Source organism: Bacillus sp. TH13, assembly GCF_016651175.1.
Classification (GTDB): Bacteria; Bacillota; Bacilli; order Bacillales; family Bacillaceae_G; genus Bacillus_A; species Bacillus_A thuringiensis_S.
Genome location: NZ_JAEKEJ010000025.1, coordinates 4,010,931 through 4,027,273 on the forward strand (window position 1 = coordinate 4,010,931; position 16,343 = coordinate 4,027,273).

Below are 16,343 nucleotides of genomic sequence, written 5' to 3' on the forward strand. Positions count from 1 at the left end.
AGGTGAAAAGGATGGATGTGTTAATCAATTTATTTGTAAATGGGATTTCAACAGGGATGCTCATTTTTTTGTTAGCATCAGGTCTTTCACTTATTTTCGGTCTAATGAGCGTTTTAAACTTTGCACACGGTGGTTTATTTGCGTGGGGAGCATTTACAGGTGTTTGGTTATTTAATATGACAGGAAGTTATATATTAGCTTTAGTTGGAGCAGTAGCTATGGGAATGTTCCTAGGATTTATTTTAGAAAGGTTTCTTATTAGACCAGTATATGGAAATCATGTTCGACAGCTGCTCGTTACGCTTGGGGGAATGCTCGTTCTTAGTGAGTGTATTAAAATATTTTGGGGGCCAAACCCTATTAGTGCAAAATTACCGTTATGGTTACAAGGAAGTTTTACATCCGGAGGTATTATATTAATTAAATATCGTCTATTTGTTATTTTGATTGGGGTAATTATTTACATTGCACTACTATTATTACTCAAAAAGACGAAGATAGGTCTTATGATCCGTGCAGGTGTAATGGATAAAGAAATGGTTCAAGCGCTTGGTATTAATGTAAAAGCGATATTTTCTTTCGTCTTTTTATTAGGAGCAGGGATGGCAGCTTTGGGAGGTTTTTTATTAGCACCGTATTCGGGCGTTATTTTCGCCGAGATGGGCATGCAGTATGCAATTTTAGCTTTTATAGTAGTAATTATCGGAGGATTAGGAAGCGTACAAGGTTCAGCTATTGCTTCTTTAATTGTCGGATTAGCTGGTGCTTTTACAGCGTATTTTATACCAGATTTATCACTTGCAATTAATATGTTAATGTTACTATTTTTCTTAATAGTAAAGCCAACTGGGCTTGTTGGTGAAAAGGGGTGAAATGGTGAACAACACATTGGACCGAATTAAAGTATACTTCGGAGTATGTATGCTCATTTGTTTAAGTGTATTTCCGTTCGTAAATGATTCACGGAGCCTGTTAATTTTGTTCACTCAAATCTTCATCTTTGCTATTTTTGCAATGAGTTTTGATGTATTGCTTGGGTATACAGGAATTGTATCGTTCGGTCATTGTATGTTCTTTGGGATAGGAGCATATGGGGTAGCGCTTTTATTTGATCGGCAAGGCGTATCAATAACGAATTTTTTAATAGGAATAGTAGCTGCAATTATCGTTTCAGCAATCGTTAGTTATATAATTGGTTTGCTTTCTTTGCGGTTGAAAAGTCATTTTTATGCAATGTTAACACTTGCTATTTCACAGTTGTTTTTCGTACTTGCTGAAAAATGGCGTGGGCTTACTCACGGAGGAGATGGTTTTACATTTGGGGTACCAGAAATATTCCGTGATCGTTTTACTTTTTATTATGTATCACTTGTATGTTTATTCTTCATTTTTATTCTATTACGTCTTTTTACAAAGTCTTCTATTGGGAAAGTATTAAAGGCAATTTCACAAAATGAACAACGTGTTGAAGCACTTGGATATAAAGTCCTCCATTATAAAATAATCGCAAGTGTAGTCGCAGGAATAGTAGCTGCAATTAGCGGTGGTTTATTTGTTATTACATTACGTTTTGTCAATACGACTGTATTTTCAATTGAAATGACACTAAATGCACTATTGATGACAATGATTGGAGGAGTCGGAACTTTAATTGGAGCTATTGCTGGATCTGGCATTATTGAATCACTAAAATATTATTTATCAGAACTAGCTACAGAGTATCCGATCTTTGAACGATGGACGATTATTCTTGGTTTATTGTACATTATCGTATTGCTAGTTTTCCCGAAAGGATTAGTTGGCACGGTTAAGGGACTGAAGAATATGAAACGGAATAAGAAGGAGAAAAGTGCAGAAGTGGAGCAAAACGTGTGAAAAATCAATTGTATAGAATATGAAAATCCCTCTTTTAGATTCATAAAGGAGGGATTTTTATTAACCAAATAGTTCATCAGGGATTTGTTTGAAAGAGTTTTGATTTGTAAAAAAATGAACAGCTAATTTCTCAACTGGAACATCTTCAATTGGTACCAATTTATCATTTTTAATCGGCAAAAAGGCTATCCCTTTTCCGTCATGAATAAACTCTTCCATAAGCGAATAAGAATCTAATTGTTGAAGTTGGCGCTGAGATAAATTATTTTCTTTTAGGAATTGTATTGTCTTATTCCTAAAAGGGCACTTCTTGTCATTGCTAACGAAGAAAATTTCTTTTGAATAATCAATGGTACATTTTTCTTTCGCTTTTAATAAGCCTACAGAAATTGAGGTTGTGAACACTTTTTTAAACGATGCGTCAGGATAATCCTCATAAGTTATGACCATATCAACTTTTTGTTGCTGAAGTAATTTTTGCAAATGACTACTACTTTCTACATATATTTGATAATTTCTGAAATTTACTTTAATACGCTTACTTAAATAATTTGTCAAAATAGATTGTGACGTCGCTATTATATAAGAAGAACCACTCGTTTTAATTTCATTTTTTACTTCTTCTAATAGAGTTAATATTTTATTCGTGTAATCTAATAAAATGTCACCAGCAGGTAACAAGGAAACACCTTTGTTATCTCTATGTAGTAAAGGCGTTTCTAATTCTTGTTCTAATTTTTTGATTCGCTCAGTTACGTTCGGTTGAACATATCCTAACTCTTTAGCAGCTTTACTAATAGAACCCTCACTGGCTACAGTTTTGAATATAATAAGATCATTTATTTCCATGTATCTCAGCCCCTTATGCACTATCATTATAAATGATATCAAACATAATTTATACCTATTTTACGTTAGCCACTTATCGATTTATCATAATGTATATAAGATTGAAAGCGAGTGATAAACATGATTGGAATGCAATATAAGGTCATTCTTCCAAAGGATTATGACATGGAGATTATTAAGAAAAGGGTAAAGGATAATGGCTATAAAACTGATGGTTTCCAAGAACTAAATTTTAAAGCTTATTTAATTACGGAAACGGAGAAAGACGGGAATTTTTATAACTGCTATGCACCTTTATATATTTGGAATGGTCATGAAGGGATGAATAAATTTATCTTTGAAGGGTATTACGATAATATTTTACAATCGTTTGGTTGGCAACAAATACATATAGGTGTTCCGTTAGTTGTTAATCTAAGTGATGGATTTAAGAAAAGTAGATATGTTGTTGAATATGCAAGAAGTATTTCTCAAAGTAAAACGTTGATTGGGACTAAATTAAACACGATAAATGAAAATGTACAAAACAATGAAAAGTGTTTAGGGAATGTAATCGTTTATAATCCGGATAAATGGGGATACAGTGGGTTTGAGTTTTATGAAGAGAAGCCTGAAATGGTAGCAAATAAAGGTGTTACAGTATATGAGATTTTGCACATTTCACGATGAAAACTTGTTGAAGTTAAATTAAGAAAAAGGAATGAAAATGTATGCCTTTTGTGAACGTTTATTATCATGAAAATATATTAAATATAGAAGAGTTGAAAAAGATAGGTGAATGTATTCATCTGTCATTAATTGAACATTTTAACATCCCTAAAAATGATTTTTTTCAAATGTTTTTACCTTATCAACAAAATCACTTTTTATATAATCCATATTATTTATTAGAAAGAGGAGAAAAGAGAACAGAGAATATGATTTATGTTTCTATTACATGTGGACCGGGAAGAACGGTGCAACAGAAAAAAGATTTGTATCAATCGGTATCCTTGAAAATTACGGAATATTCCGACGTTAAAACTGCGGATATTTTTATTACACTAAATGAGACAGCTGCTGAAAACTGGTCATTTGGTCAAGGAATAGCACAAATGGTGAAAATAAAGGAAGAAAAAAATGAAAAATGAACTTATTGAAGTACATATTAAAAAGAAAATGAGAGAAATGGCACCTGCATTTGCTCATTATAGTGAAAAGATATTGTTTGAGGAAGTGTGGCGGGATGCCACTTTAACATTAAGAGAAAGAAGTTTGTGTACTGTGTCAGCACTAATCAGTCTCGGTAATACAGAACAATTACCATTTCATCTGAAGCTAGCTAAACAAAATGGGGTTATGGAGAATGAATTGGTTGCATTAATAACACATATGGCTTTTTACGTTGGTTGGCCAAAAGCTATGGCAGCTTTAAATATAGTAATGAATGAAATGAAAAGTTAAGAATAATGATAAGTAAGAATTCATGTTTATATGAATTCTTACTTATCATTATTTATGCAATACTCTATCGCTATATTTATTACATTTTCTCTTGCTTTTTTATCACTTGCGTAGTAAAGTGATAGTAAGATGAACGCTAGGAAGTGATGAAACATGCGTGATAATACGATAGGATCATTAATATGGTTACGTTTAATACGATTTACGAATCAAAGTAATCAAATGTCAAATGAGTTTTTAAAACGTTTTGATTTAACGACAGCTCAATTTGATGTGCTTTTGCAAATACGTACGTATCAACCACTAACACAAATGGAGTTAGCTGAAAAGGTAACTGTTACACAAGGTGGCATTTCTCGAATGTTAACTCGTCTTGAAAAAGAAGGATATATTGTACGAAAACAAGATTGGAAAACGAAAACAATTAGTCTTACAGAGCAAGGAGAAGCAGCTTTAGAGAGAGCCTTGCCAGAGCAACTTGCATTTCAATCTTCGTTTTTTGATGATGTATTAAATGAAGAAGAGCAGAAAATATTATACGAGCTGATGACGAAAGTTCATAAACATAGTGAAAAAAAAGAATTACCGCAAGAGTAATTTTTTTTACATTATCAATTGACTAGTCAATTGAAGAGATAGGTAATACGAAGATATGCTTGACTTACCAACGTTTTTAGAAGAAAAACTAATACTACTTTATTAAAGGGGAGAGTAACTATGGAAAAATACCGTATAGATACAAGAAAAGGAATTGAGTTTGGGTTATATTCAATTGGCGATCATGTTTTAAATCCACATAATGGGGAGAAAATTACGCCAGAGAAAAGAATTAACGAACTAATTGAAACAGCTAAGTTAGCAGATGAGGCAGGGCTTGATGTGTTTGCTGTAGGCGAAAGTCATCAAACGCATTTTACAACGCAAGCTCATACAGTTATTTTAGGTGCGGTCGCGCAAGTTACGAAAAATATAAAAATTGCAAGTTCCGCAACGATATTAAGTACATCTGACCCAGTTCGAGTATATGAGGATTTCGCTACCATTGACTTGATTTCTAATGGTCGTGCTGAAATCGTAGCTGGTCGTGGATCTCGTATTGGAGGATATAGTTTACTTGGTTACGATGTAAATGATTATGAAGAGTTATTTGAAGAGAAGATGGATCTTTTATTAAAAATTAATAAAGAGGAACATGTAACATGGAATGGGCAGTTCAGAGCACCACTTGAGTATGCTTCAGTTATCCCTAGAGCTAAAAATAATAACCTGCCAATTTGGCGTGCGGTTGGTGGACCGCCAGCTAGTGCAATTAAAGCAGGACGTGCAGGTGTGCCAATGATGATAACAACACTTGGTGGCCCAGCAATTAACTTTAAAGTGTCAGTAGATGCTTATCGCGAGGCTGCTCAGCAAAGTGGATTTGATCCAGCTAGTTTACCAGTTGCGACAACGAGTTTATTTTATACGGCAAAAAATTCACAAGATGCACTTAGTGAATATTACCCTCACATTAATGCTGGTATGCTTACACTGCGCGGTGGTGGGTATCCGAAACAGCAATTTACAAATGCAATAGATTGCCGTGATGCTTTAATGGTTGGTAGCCCACAACAAATCATTGAGAAAATGCTTTACCAATATGAATTGTTTGGCCAACAACGCTTTATGGCACAAATTGATTTTGGCGGTGTACCATTTGATAAAATTGAGAAAAATATTGAATTAATTGCTACTGAAATTTTACCAGCCGTTAGAAAACATACAGCAAAATAAATAAAAAAACTGGGAGTCTAATTGACTCTCAGTTTTTTATTTGTTATGGAAAAATGACAAAAAAATGAACTTTTAATCGAGGAAGAGGGAAGTTATTTTCTATTTTTGAATAACATTATTTCGAGTTTGAATTTTGGAAATACATTTTTCTCTTGACAAAAAACAAGCATTTATCGAGGGTGGATGCGAGGACATTTTTTCGGTTAAAAGTCAAGTGTATGAAGAAAAACACGATTGTTTTATAGATATAAAAGTAAGCCGTATATTGAAAAAACACATTTTACTAATGAGGAAAATCTGATTCAAAAAAATGACAAAAGACATATTTCAGACAAAATGATGTCAATAATACGTCAAAAATAACCTGAATTTACTATGTAGGTATATTATACAATTCGATTAACGAATAAAACACTACAGAAATAGTGAAAAGGTAAAAATTAGCATTGCAATAGTTTGAAAAACTGAAACTTCATATTTTTCGACAATACATACAAAATGTTTTTGTCTTTTCGTATTTCTTAATAATTGAGTTTGATAAGATTGCTCAATTAACTTTTATTATAAAAACTATGAAGGAAGTGATTTTAGTATGGAAACGCTCGAATTGGCACGAATACAGTTCGCATCAACAACGATTTTCCATTACTTTTTTGTTCCGCTGTCAATTGGTTTAGCTTTTATTATTGCGATAATGCAAACGTTGTATGTGGTAAAAGGACAAGAAGTATATAAGAAGATGGCAAAGTTTTGGACGCAATTATTCCTTATTAACTTTGCAGTAGGTGTAGTAACAGGTATTTTACAAGAATTTCAGTTTGGTATGAATTGGTCAACGTATTCACGTTTTGTAGGTGATGTATTTGGTCCCTCGCTTGCAATTGAAGGATTACTGGCATTTTTCATTGAGTCTACATTCCTAGGTTTATGGGTATTCGGTGAGGATAAATTACCGAAGCGAATTCACTTAATGTGTATTTGGCTCCTTTCAATTGGAACGATGTTATCAGCATTTTGGATTTTAACTGCAAGTGCATTTATGCAGTCACCTGTCGGGTATGAAATGGCAGCTGATGGTCGTGCACAAATGAATGATTTCTTAGCCATTATTCAAAACCCACAACTATGGGTACAATTCCCGCATACAATTACAGCAGCAATTGCAACAGGTGCATTCTTTATTGCGGGTGTAAGTGCATGGAAAATTACAAAAGGACAAGAAACTGTAGTATTTAAAAAATCTTTCCGCATTTCTATCATTGTTGGAACAATTACAACGGCGCTTGTATTATTCTTCGGTCATGCACAAGCGCAACAATTAATTAAGACACATCCAATGAAGATGGCGGCAGCTGAAGCACTATGGAATACAAGTGAGGATCCAGCGCCATTTACAGTATTTTCGAAAATTGATACAGAGAAGAAAGAAAATTCGTTTGAAATTCAAATCCCTTATATGCTAAGTCTATTATCGTATGATAAGTTTAGCGGTCAAGTTGAAGGGATGAATCAAATTCAAAAACAATATGAAGAAAAATATGGACCTGGGGATTATATTCCTCCAGTGCATACAATGTTTTGGAGTTTTAGAGCGATGGTAATGAGTGGAACATTCATGCTTCTTCTAGGAGCTTACGGATGGTTCTTATCAAGAAAAGATCGTTTAGCTGAAAAAACGTGGTATTTAAAATTAATGGTGTATGCAATTTCTCTTCCATTCATCGGTAATACAGTAGGATGGATTATGACTGAAATGGGTCGTCAACCTTGGGTTGTATTTGGTGTAATGAAAACAGAAGATGCTGTATCACCAAATGTAACATTCGGTGAAGTATTATTCTCACTTATTTCATTCACATCAATGTATTTAATTATGGGTGGAATTTGTGTGTACTTATTTGTTCGTACCATTAAGGGCCACACAAATAAGAAAACGAAAAAGGATTATCAAAGCCATGATCCATTTGATAAGGAGGAAGAGTATGTTATCTCTTAATGAGTTATGGTTTTTAGTTATTGCAATCTTATTTGTTGGATTCTTCGTACTGGAAGGTTTCGACTTTGGGGTAGGAATGGTTTCGAGGTTTTTAGGAAAGAATGATTTTGAAAAACGAGTTTACTTAAATACAATAGGACCGTTCTGGCACGCGAATGAAGTATGGCTTGTTTGTGCTGGTGGAGCCATGTTTGCGGCATTTCCGCACTGGTATGCAACTTTATTTAGTGGTTTTTATATTCCGTTTGTATTTATGCTTCTTGCTTTAATTTTAAGAGGTGTTTCCTTTAAATTTCGTGCGAAAATAGATAATCATAAATGGAAGAGTGCGTGGGATTGGGGGATGTTTATTGGAAGTATGTTACCTCCTATCCTTTGGGGAGTTGCGATTGCAAACTTTATGGTAGGTGTACCTATTGATGAGAGCAAAAATGTTGTTGGTGGATTCCTGCAATTACTTCATCCATTTGCGTTACTTGGGGGAGTAATGTTTCTCCTACTATGTATTGTTCACGGATTACAATTTCTTACGATACGTACAACTGGTAAATTGAGAGAACGTGCACGAATTGCTGCAATAAAAATTGCACCATTTTCATTAATTACACTTCTTGTTTTTGCTGGTGTGGGGTTATGGAAAACCGACATTTTCACTGCTCATGGAACAGAATGGATTATGGTACCAATCGGAGCTTTTGTAGCACTATTAGTGTCCACGTTATTAAATAAAAGAAGAAGAGATGGTTGGGCTTTCTTTATGACGAGTTTAACAATCATTTTACTAAGTGCGAGTGTATTTATCGGTATGTTCCCACGTGTTATGATTAGCTCTTTAGGAGCAATGAATGATTTGACAATTTACAACGCAGCATCAGGAGCTTATGCATTAAAACTTATGACTTACTTTGCGATTGCTATTTTGCCTTTCGTTATCGGAAGTCAAATATGGAGTTATTATGTATTTAGACAACCTGTTAAGTCAGACAACGATTTGGAGTACTAATGAAAAGAAAAAGAGGACTTCCGTCTTATCCCGGTAGCCGTATTTTATATGTAGCGTTAACGATTATTAGTATTTTAGAAGCTTTTAGTATTATTGCGCAAACAATCTTTTTAGCACGAGCCATTACGTTTTTATTTCATGGAGAGACAGTACAAACAATATTAAGTGAAATTGTTTATTTTGGTATCGCGTTTGCAGCGCGTAACATAGTAGTTCGAACATCACAAATATTAGTGGAACGTTTTGCCGAAAAAACAGGGTCGTTACTAAGAAAACAATTGATAGAGGCATATTTCACATTAGGTCCAAGATATGTTCAAACGGTTGGAACGGGTCATCTGGTTACCTTATCAATTGAGGGGATTGAGAAATTTAAAACATATATTGAATTAACGATTCCTAAAATGATTAGAAGTAGTATCGTTCCAGGTCTAATTGTACTATATGTTTTTACGCTAGATATTGAGTCTGGAATCATTTTAGTTGTAACAATTCCTATCGTGATCATATTTATGATTCTTCTCGGATTAGCAGCGCAAAAAATGGCAGATAGTCAGTATGAGATATATCGTGTACTTTCGAACCATTTTGTAGATACGTTAAAAGGTTTAGAAACATTAAAGTATTTAGGGAAAAGTGAACAGCACGAAGGAAAGATTGAAAAAGTAAGTAAAAGATATAGAAAAGCAACGATGCGTACTTTGCGAGTTGCTTTTCTTTCTTCTTTTGCATTAGATTTCTTTACGAGTTTATCAATCGCGTTTGTGGCAGTTGGATTAGGGATACGCTTAATAGATGGAACGATTATACTATTACCAGCCCTTACAATTTTGATTTTAGCTCCGGAATATTTTCTGCCGATTAAACAAGTGGGAGCAAATTATCATGCGACATTAGATGGACAAATTGCGATGGAGCAAATAGAAGAGATTTTGCAACAACAAAAAGGAATAGAAAAGAAAGATTTAAATGAAGATATAGTATGGAATGCCTCTAGTAGCTTGAAATTACAAGATATCAAAGTTAATAATACTGAATCTGAAAAGGCTATATTAGAAGGAATTAATTTTACTTGGGAAGGTAACGGTGCTATTGGTGTTATTGGTGAAAGTGGTGCGGGGAAATCGACGTTAATCGACGTATTAGCCGGGTTTTTATCTCCTTCGAGTGGAAAGATGTTAGTAAATGGTCTAGAAGTTGATGGATCTACTCGTGAAGATTGGCAAAAAAATATTGCTTACATTCCGCAGCAACCTTATATTTTTCCGCTTTCATTAAAGGATAACATTCGTTTTTATGAAACAAAAGCAACAGATGAAGAAGTTGAAAGAGTTATTAATGAAGTCGGCCTTCGTTCACTCGTTACATCACTTCCAAATGGGATGCACGAAAGAATTGGAGAAGGTGGACGTATGCTAAGTGGCGGACAAGAACAGCGTGTTGCTATGGCGCGTGCACTTTTAAGTAAAAAACCAATCATTTTATTAGATGAGCCTACGGCACATCTTGATATTGAAACCGAATTTGAAATAAAGCAAGCGATGTTACGTCTATTTAATGGAAAGTTAGTATTTTTAGCAACTCACCGTCTACATTGGATGAAACAAATGGACCATATCCTTATTTTAAATAAAGGGGAAATGATAGAAAGTGGGACGTATGAAGAACTTTTAGAGAGTGAGACATTACATTTTCATAGGGAAGAGAGGGGAGAGAAATGAGTAACTGGGTTAAACCTTATATAAAACAAAATAAAGGTAGAATGACTTTAACTATTTTCCTTGGTCTTCTTGGAGTTAGTTCAGGAGCGATGTTACTTTTTATTTCAGGTTATTTAATCTCAAAATCTGCCCTTAGACCAGAAAATGTAATGGCTGTATATGTTCCTATTGTTGCAACAAGAGCGTTTAGTATAGGGCAAGCTGTGTTTCATTATATAGAGCGCTTAGTCGGACATGATGTCGTACTACGTATATTAGAAAAAATGAGAACGAAGCTATATAGAATAGTAGAACCACAGGCGTTATTTTTCCGTTCTCGATTTCAAACGGGTGATATGTTAGGAGTGTTATCCGAAGATATAGAGCATTTGCAAAACCTATATTTACGTACAATATTTCCTAGTATATTAGCGCTAGTTGTTTATAGTATCTTCGTACTTGTTATCGGTGCATTTGACCTTGTGTTTGCACTTATTGTAGGTTGTATGTTAGCTATTATCGTGTTTCTTCTTCCATTTGTATCATTACTTTTGATGAAGAAACACCATGTTACTTTAAAGCAAGGCAGAAGCCGTTTGTATCAACAACTGACGGATGCTGTTTTTGGATTATCTGATTGGCAGGCAAGTGGTCGTAAAGGTGAATTTATTAATGAGTATGTAAAACAAAATGATCAGTTGTTAAAAATCGAAAAGAGAGTGAAACGCTGGTATCATATTCGGGACAGTATCATTCAATTAGTAGTAGGTATTGTAGTTATTTCGATGATTATATGGACTGGAAATGAAGCGGCAAGTGAGCAAATTGCTCCTACAGTTATCGCAGCTTTCGTATTAATGACTTTATCTGTAACGAATGCGCTTATTCCTATTGCAGATGCCATCGATCGAATCCCGTCGTACGTAGAATCTACCCATCGTCTTAATGGCGTAGAAAGTGATAGTGTTTTACATGATAAAATGGATTTGTATGGAGATAATGATTACGTTGAACCAAGACATGTAGATATTGAACTGAATCACGTATCGTATAGTTATCCAGATAGTAATGAGATTGTATTAAAAGACGTATCATTACAAATAAAAGCAGGGAAGAAAATTGCTATTTTAGGCAGAAGTGGGACAGGGAAATCTACTTTACTAAAATTGTTAACAGGGGCGTTAAGCCCAGTAAACGGCCAAGTTGTATTGAATGGTGAACGAGCTCATACGAATCTTTTATCTAAATATATTTCTGTATTAAATCAAAAGCCCCATTTGTTTGATACGACAATTGGAAATAATGTACGAATTGGCAAACCAGAGGCGACGGATGAAGAGATATGGAAAGCTTTAGAGAAAGCACAACTAGCTTCACATGTTACTTCTCTTCCAGACGGATTACAAACAAAAATGCATGAAATGGGAAAGCGGTTTTCTGGTGGTGAAAGACAAAGGGTTGCTTTTGCTAGAACTCTTATGCAAGAAACACCCATCATTGTACTTGATGAACCGACTATCGGTTTAGATCCGAAAACAGAATTGTCTTTAATTGAAACAATGTTTTCTGCAACGGAAGAAAAGACGGTTATTTGGATTACGCACCATCTTGTAGGAATAGAACATGTAGACGAAGTTATATTCCTTGATCGTGGCCAAATTGTCATGCAAGGTAGTCATAAACAACTTTTGAAAGAAAATGAAAAGTATCGTAAACTTTATGAGTTAGATAAAGGAATATGATTTGAATAAGCAATAATTGTAAAAATAGCTACGCCTAATGGTGGAGCTATTTTTTTGTTAGATTGCAGGTGTATATGATTGTTACGAATTAAAAATGAATTTCATATTATACATATAATGGAGGGGATGCACATGAAGGAGCAGTATAAAATCATTGTTTTAAGTGATGAATTATCCGGGGAGAGGATTCGAAATACATTAGACAAAAATAAATGTAAAACAATAGTTCATGTTGTAGACGTTTCAGATGTTGTTCGAATAGAAAATTCTTTTCAATATATAGTCATTTGGAGAGTGGACGCAGAAAAACTTACAAATGACTTGATAAATAGGGGCGTGCAAAGTTCAAAAATTATTAATTTAACAAAATACATGTATGAATGGAAGGATAAATTAATTTCTATCTATCAAATAAATCCAGAGCTTATGTCTTTATACATTTCTATGAAAAAAGCAAAGAGTGATCCGACGTATGAATTGTTTGCTACCGGTTTGTCTTATCCGCATTGTGGCATAAGTACGGAGCTCCTCTCAAAAAAGTCAATAAAATTAACACTTCCATCGCAAGATCTATACTATGATTATTTAATAGCGTCACAACTTCTATCAAACACTCATTCATTTCAATATTGTTTAATAGGAATAGCCTATTTCTCGTTTTTCTTTGATATGTCGTTATCATCTGAATCATATAGAATTCACAAAGTATATTATCCATTGTTTCAAGATGGTCATCATACTGTAGTTCATTCTTCTCTACCCACTGATGGATTCTCACATCTAAATACTCCGAAACCACTTCTTTCTATTTTTAATTTGCATTTTGAATATATTTTATTAGATGAACTAAAAGATGAATCATTGGTACTGCCTTGGATAAATGCTGAATGGAATACTACTCCTCTTTACATTCCTTTTGAAGAACACGGGAAAATAAGAGCAGCTTCACACGCTAAATTGGCGTATCCTCATACTTTAGTTGAAAATAAAATGATTTTTAAGAAATATTTAGAATTACTATTAAAAAACGATATAAAGCCATTAATTGTTGTATTCCCTGTTACTTCACATTATTTCAATTGTAGTAGTAAGAAATTAAAAGAAGATTTTTATAAAGTTATAAATGAGTTTCAAACTCAATATTCTTTTCAAATCATAGATCTATTTGATTCGCCATTATTTTGTGAGGATGATTTTTATGATAGTGATCATATGAATAAAAAAGGTGCAAATAAAATGTCCGCGTTATTAAATATGTTTATTCAGGAACGAAAAGTATGATATTTTGTTTCATGTTTGCATAAAAGTATATAGGCTCCATACAGTTAAAGTAATGTGATTTTTGTGTCGCGTATATAAATAATATGCGAAGAGGTGAGAGAGTTAAAATGAGAACTCGTATTGAAAGAATTGAAGAGGTCGTAGAGCAACTTCCGTTGGTAAGTGTGTTAATTCCTACGTATAATCGTCCTCGCTACTTTGAAAAGGCGTTATGTAGTGTGTTAGAACAAACGTACCCTAATATAGAAATTATAGTTGGAGATGACAGCACGAATGACGAAACAGAAAAGGTGTTACAAAAATATTTATGTGATCATTTAAATATTATTTATATAAAAAACAGATCAACTCTCGGACAATTTGAAAATGCGCTAATGTTATTTCATGAAGCGAACGGTGAGTATATAAATTTTTTAATGGATGATGATATATTTCATGTGAATAAAATTGAAAAGATGATGAAGTATTTTTTCAATGATCTAGATAATGAAATTAAGCTAGTAACATCTCATCGTCAAGTAATTGATGATAAAGGGAAAGAACTACGACATATTTATTCAACTGTCCGTTTATTTGAAGAGGATACGATTATAGAGGGAATAGAATTAGGAAATAAGGTAATTGTGGATCAAAAAAATTATATTGGAGAACCAACAACAGTTTTATTTCGTAAAAATGATTTACAAGAACCGTTTGGGATTTTTGATAAGAGGCGGTATTTATGTAACGTAGATATAGCTTCATGGTTATCTTTATTAAGTAAAGGAAAAGCAGTATATATAGCAGAGACACTTAGTTACTTTCGATTACATCCAGATCAACAGTTAAATGAATCTAATAAAATGATGGATGGGTTAGAAGATTTTTCACACAGTATTATAGCGGGAGAAAAATATGGTTTCTTATCCAACGAAAAAGATTTAGACAAAGCGATAACTAATTTTCTAGATTATGCAAGAAGGATAGTTCCATCATCGATATTATATACATTAGACTATTACCAAAAAATTAGAGGAAAGAAAATAAATATAGAAAAGAAAAAACAGCATATAAATAATAATTCTTCTTTACCGAAAGTAAGTATACTTATTCCTGCATACAATAGACCTTATTACTTGGAATTAGCGCTCAACAGTGCTCTGAATCAAACATATGAAAATATAGAAATTATTATTTCTGACGACAGTACAAATAATGAAGTCAATGTTATGATTCAACCGTACTTACGTGAATATGAGTGTATTACATATGTTAAAAATGAAACGCCATTAGTTGCCGAAAACTTTAATAAGTGTATAGAACTTGCGAATGGGGATTATATAAATTTTTTATTAGATGATGACTTATTTCATCATGAAAAGATCGAGAGAATGATGAAATACTTTTTGGCATTAGAAAACATTTCATTTGTGACGTCATATCGTGAACTGATTGATGAGAATGGAGAGATATTACCACCGTCAACATTGAATATGAAAATCGCGAAAGAAACAACACTTTTTGAAGGAAAAGAATTAGGGAATTATATGTTGAAAAACTTAAAAAATATAGTTGGTGAGCCGACAACTGTTTTGTTTAATCGGGATTTGTTTGAAGGTAAGTTTGGGTATTTTAAAGGAAAGGCTTATTCTGCTATTAATGATATTGTAACTTGGATAGATATGATGAGAAAAGGAAAAGTAGTATATATACAAGAACCTCTTAGTTATTTTAGACAACATAGTGGACAAAATCAAAAACAAATGCATTTTATGTTAATGACAATTGAAGAGTGGATTGAATTAATTATAGATGCATATAATAGTGGATTTTTAAGTTCTGAAAGTGAGTATAAAGAGAGTTTATCTTATTGTTTAGAAAATGCGGGATTTATAGTTAAGGATGCAGTAAGAAACGGCGAAATAGATCAAATTTATAATGAAAAGATAAAAAAAGGGTTACACAAATTAGTTGCTCACATGTTTGAGAAAGAATTTTGTTATTGTCAATATTGCAATCAACAATTTGAAAAATTTTCACCTTGGCCAGCACATTATGATTTTCCGAAATATAAATTTGAGATGTGGAATAAAGATACAGGGATATGTCCAGTTTGTAATTCGATGGATCGTGAAAGATTGTATCGTACATACATTGAAACGGAAACAGACTTGTTAAATAGAAACTATACTATGCTTCATATTGCACCTGAAGCGAAGTTAAGAGATTGGTTTAACGAGTATAAAAATATTACGTATGTATGTGGTGACTTAGAACCAAAGGATCCATTAATGAAGGAAATTGATGTTACAAGGATTACATATGATAGTAATACTTTTGATGTAATATTATGTAGCCATGTGTTAGAACACGTTCCTGATGATGACAAAGCAATGCGAGAGTTATATAGAGTGTTAAAGCCAAATGGATGGGGAATTATTCAAGTACCAATCGTAATGAATGTAGATTTTATTGTAGAGAATGAATTAATTGTAACACCACAATTGAGGAAATTAGCTTTTGGTCAAGAAGATCATGTGAGAATTTATAATCAATCGGGATTTATTCAACGATTAATGAATGCAGGATTTAAGGTGGAATTATATAACATAGCGGAAAAACAAGGAATGAAAAGTGCTAGGAAATTTGGATTATCTGAAACAGATATGCTCTATATTGTCCGAAAATGATAGAAAGGAATA

At 33.3% G+C, this 16,343-nt stretch carries 14 protein-coding genes; 13 read left to right on the forward strand and 1 reads right to left on the reverse strand.

Going from position 1 to position 16,343, the window contains the following annotated elements:
- Positions 1-11 precede the first annotated feature (11 nt).
- Both JFU02_RS29105 and JFU02_RS29110 read left to right on the forward strand, forming a co-directional pair.
- Complete coding sequence (locus JFU02_RS29105) at positions 12-872, forward strand: branched-chain amino acid ABC transporter permease (protein WP_089170816.1); 861 nt, start codon at positions 12-14, stop codon at positions 870-872.
- Between the two features lie 49 nt (positions 873-921).
- Positions 922-1,875, forward strand: a complete 954-nt coding sequence (locus tag JFU02_RS29110; RefSeq protein ID WP_141551084.1) for a branched-chain amino acid ABC transporter permease — start codon at positions 922-924, stop codon at positions 1,873-1,875.
- 60 nt (positions 1,876-1,935) lie between these two features.
- Here the strand turns inward: JFU02_RS29110 and JFU02_RS29115 are convergent, their stop codons facing one another.
- The gene (locus JFU02_RS29115; protein ID WP_061667433.1) at positions 1,936-2,724 is read right to left on the reverse strand and encodes a LysR family transcriptional regulator; all 789 of its coding nucleotides are present in this window, start codon (positions 2,722-2,724) and stop codon (positions 1,936-1,938) included.
- A gap of 120 nt (positions 2,725-2,844) precedes the next feature.
- On the opposite strand from JFU02_RS29115, the gene JFU02_RS29120 reads away from it, so the two are divergent.
- From JFU02_RS29120 to JFU02_RS29170, 11 genes are all read left to right on the forward strand, one after another.
- On the forward strand, positions 2,845-3,393 hold the full coding sequence (locus JFU02_RS29120; protein ID WP_061667434.1) for a DUF4865 family protein: 549 nt from the start codon (positions 2,845-2,847) through the stop codon (positions 3,391-3,393).
- Positions 3,394-3,434: 41 nt separating this feature from the next.
- Complete coding sequence (locus tag JFU02_RS29125; RefSeq protein WP_001117251.1) at positions 3,435-3,854, forward strand: tautomerase family protein; 420 nt, start codon at positions 3,435-3,437, stop codon at positions 3,852-3,854.
- Positions 3,844-4,167, forward strand: coding sequence for a carboxymuconolactone decarboxylase family protein (locus JFU02_RS29130; RefSeq protein WP_098838341.1), 324 nt, complete (start codon positions 3,844-3,846; stop codon positions 4,165-4,167). Before JFU02_RS29125 ends, JFU02_RS29130 begins: the two co-directional genes overlap by 11 nt.
- A gap of 153 nt (positions 4,168-4,320) precedes the next feature.
- Entirely contained in the window at positions 4,321-4,764 is a 444-nt protein-coding gene (locus JFU02_RS29135) for a MarR family winged helix-turn-helix transcriptional regulator (RefSeq protein ID WP_001205523.1), read from the forward strand.
- Between the two features lie 120 nt (positions 4,765-4,884).
- Complete coding sequence (locus JFU02_RS29140; protein ID WP_098838342.1) at positions 4,885-5,940, forward strand: LLM class flavin-dependent oxidoreductase; 1,056 nt, start codon at positions 4,885-4,887, stop codon at positions 5,938-5,940.
- A gap of 592 nt (positions 5,941-6,532) precedes the next feature.
- Positions 6,533-7,936 (forward strand): cytochrome ubiquinol oxidase subunit I, encoded by a 1,404-nt coding sequence (gene cydA / locus JFU02_RS29145; RefSeq protein WP_000448870.1) that lies wholly within the window; start codon positions 6,533-6,535, stop codon positions 7,934-7,936.
- Positions 7,923-8,939 carry a cytochrome d ubiquinol oxidase subunit II gene (gene cydB / locus JFU02_RS29150; protein ID WP_000950083.1) on the forward strand — a complete coding sequence of 339 codons (1,017 nt, stop codon included), beginning with the start codon at positions 7,923-7,925 and terminating at the stop codon, positions 8,937-8,939. Before cydA ends, cydB begins: the two co-directional genes overlap by 14 nt.
- On the forward strand, positions 8,939-10,660 hold the full coding sequence (gene cydD, locus JFU02_RS29155) for a thiol reductant ABC exporter subunit CydD (protein ID WP_043935023.1): 1,722 nt from the start codon (positions 8,939-8,941) through the stop codon (positions 10,658-10,660). Before cydB ends, cydD begins: the two co-directional genes overlap by 1 nt.
- A complete protein-coding gene (gene cydC / locus JFU02_RS29160) occupies positions 10,657-12,381 on the forward strand; it encodes a thiol reductant ABC exporter subunit CydC (RefSeq protein WP_016082016.1) in 1,725 nt (574 codons plus the stop codon). Before cydD ends, cydC begins: the two co-directional genes overlap by 4 nt.
- 132 nt (positions 12,382-12,513) lie before the next feature.
- The gene (locus tag JFU02_RS29165; RefSeq protein ID WP_201072009.1) at positions 12,514-13,662 is read left to right on the forward strand and encodes a hypothetical protein; all 1,149 of its coding nucleotides are present in this window, start codon (positions 12,514-12,516) and stop codon (positions 13,660-13,662) included.
- A gap of 107 nt (positions 13,663-13,769) precedes the next feature.
- The gene (locus tag JFU02_RS29170) at positions 13,770-16,331 is read left to right on the forward strand and encodes a glycosyltransferase (RefSeq protein ID WP_201072012.1); all 2,562 of its coding nucleotides are present in this window, start codon (positions 13,770-13,772) and stop codon (positions 16,329-16,331) included.
- Positions 16,332-16,343: the final 12 nt, after the last annotated feature.

Excerpts from the sequence above, each read along its gene's own strand:
- JFU02_RS29105 (WP_089170816.1), top strand. The coding sequence starts at position 12 with ATGGATGTGTTAATCAATTTATTTGTAAATGGGATTTCAACAGGGATG.
- JFU02_RS29110 (WP_141551084.1), top strand. The coding sequence starts at position 922 with ATGCTCATTTGTTTAAGTGTATTTCCGTTCGTAAATGATTCACGGAGC.
- JFU02_RS29115 (WP_061667433.1), bottom strand. The coding sequence starts at position 2,724 with ATGGAAATAAATGATCTTATTATATTCAAAACTGTAGCCAGTGAGGGT.
- JFU02_RS29120 (WP_061667434.1), top strand. The coding sequence starts at position 2,845 with ATGATTGGAATGCAATATAAGGTCATTCTTCCAAAGGATTATGACATG.
- JFU02_RS29125 (WP_001117251.1), top strand. The coding sequence starts at position 3,435 with ATGCCTTTTGTGAACGTTTATTATCATGAAAATATATTAAATATAGAA.
- JFU02_RS29130 (WP_098838341.1), top strand. The coding sequence starts at position 3,844 with ATGAAAAATGAACTTATTGAAGTACATATTAAAAAGAAAATGAGAGAA.
- JFU02_RS29135 (WP_001205523.1), top strand. The coding sequence starts at position 4,321 with ATGCGTGATAATACGATAGGATCATTAATATGGTTACGTTTAATACGA.
- JFU02_RS29140 (WP_098838342.1), top strand. The coding sequence starts at position 4,885 with ATGGAAAAATACCGTATAGATACAAGAAAAGGAATTGAGTTTGGGTTA.
- cydA (WP_000448870.1), top strand. The coding sequence starts at position 6,533 with ATGGAAACGCTCGAATTGGCACGAATACAGTTCGCATCAACAACGATT.
- cydB (WP_000950083.1), top strand. The coding sequence starts at position 7,923 with ATGTTATCTCTTAATGAGTTATGGTTTTTAGTTATTGCAATCTTATTT.
- cydD (WP_043935023.1), top strand. The coding sequence starts at position 8,939 with ATGAAAAGAAAAAGAGGACTTCCGTCTTATCCCGGTAGCCGTATTTTA.
- cydC (WP_016082016.1), top strand. The coding sequence starts at position 10,657 with ATGAGTAACTGGGTTAAACCTTATATAAAACAAAATAAAGGTAGAATG.
- JFU02_RS29165 (WP_201072009.1), top strand. The coding sequence starts at position 12,514 with ATGAAGGAGCAGTATAAAATCATTGTTTTAAGTGATGAATTATCCGGG.
- JFU02_RS29170 (WP_201072012.1), top strand. The coding sequence starts at position 13,770 with ATGAGAACTCGTATTGAAAGAATTGAAGAGGTCGTAGAGCAACTTCCG.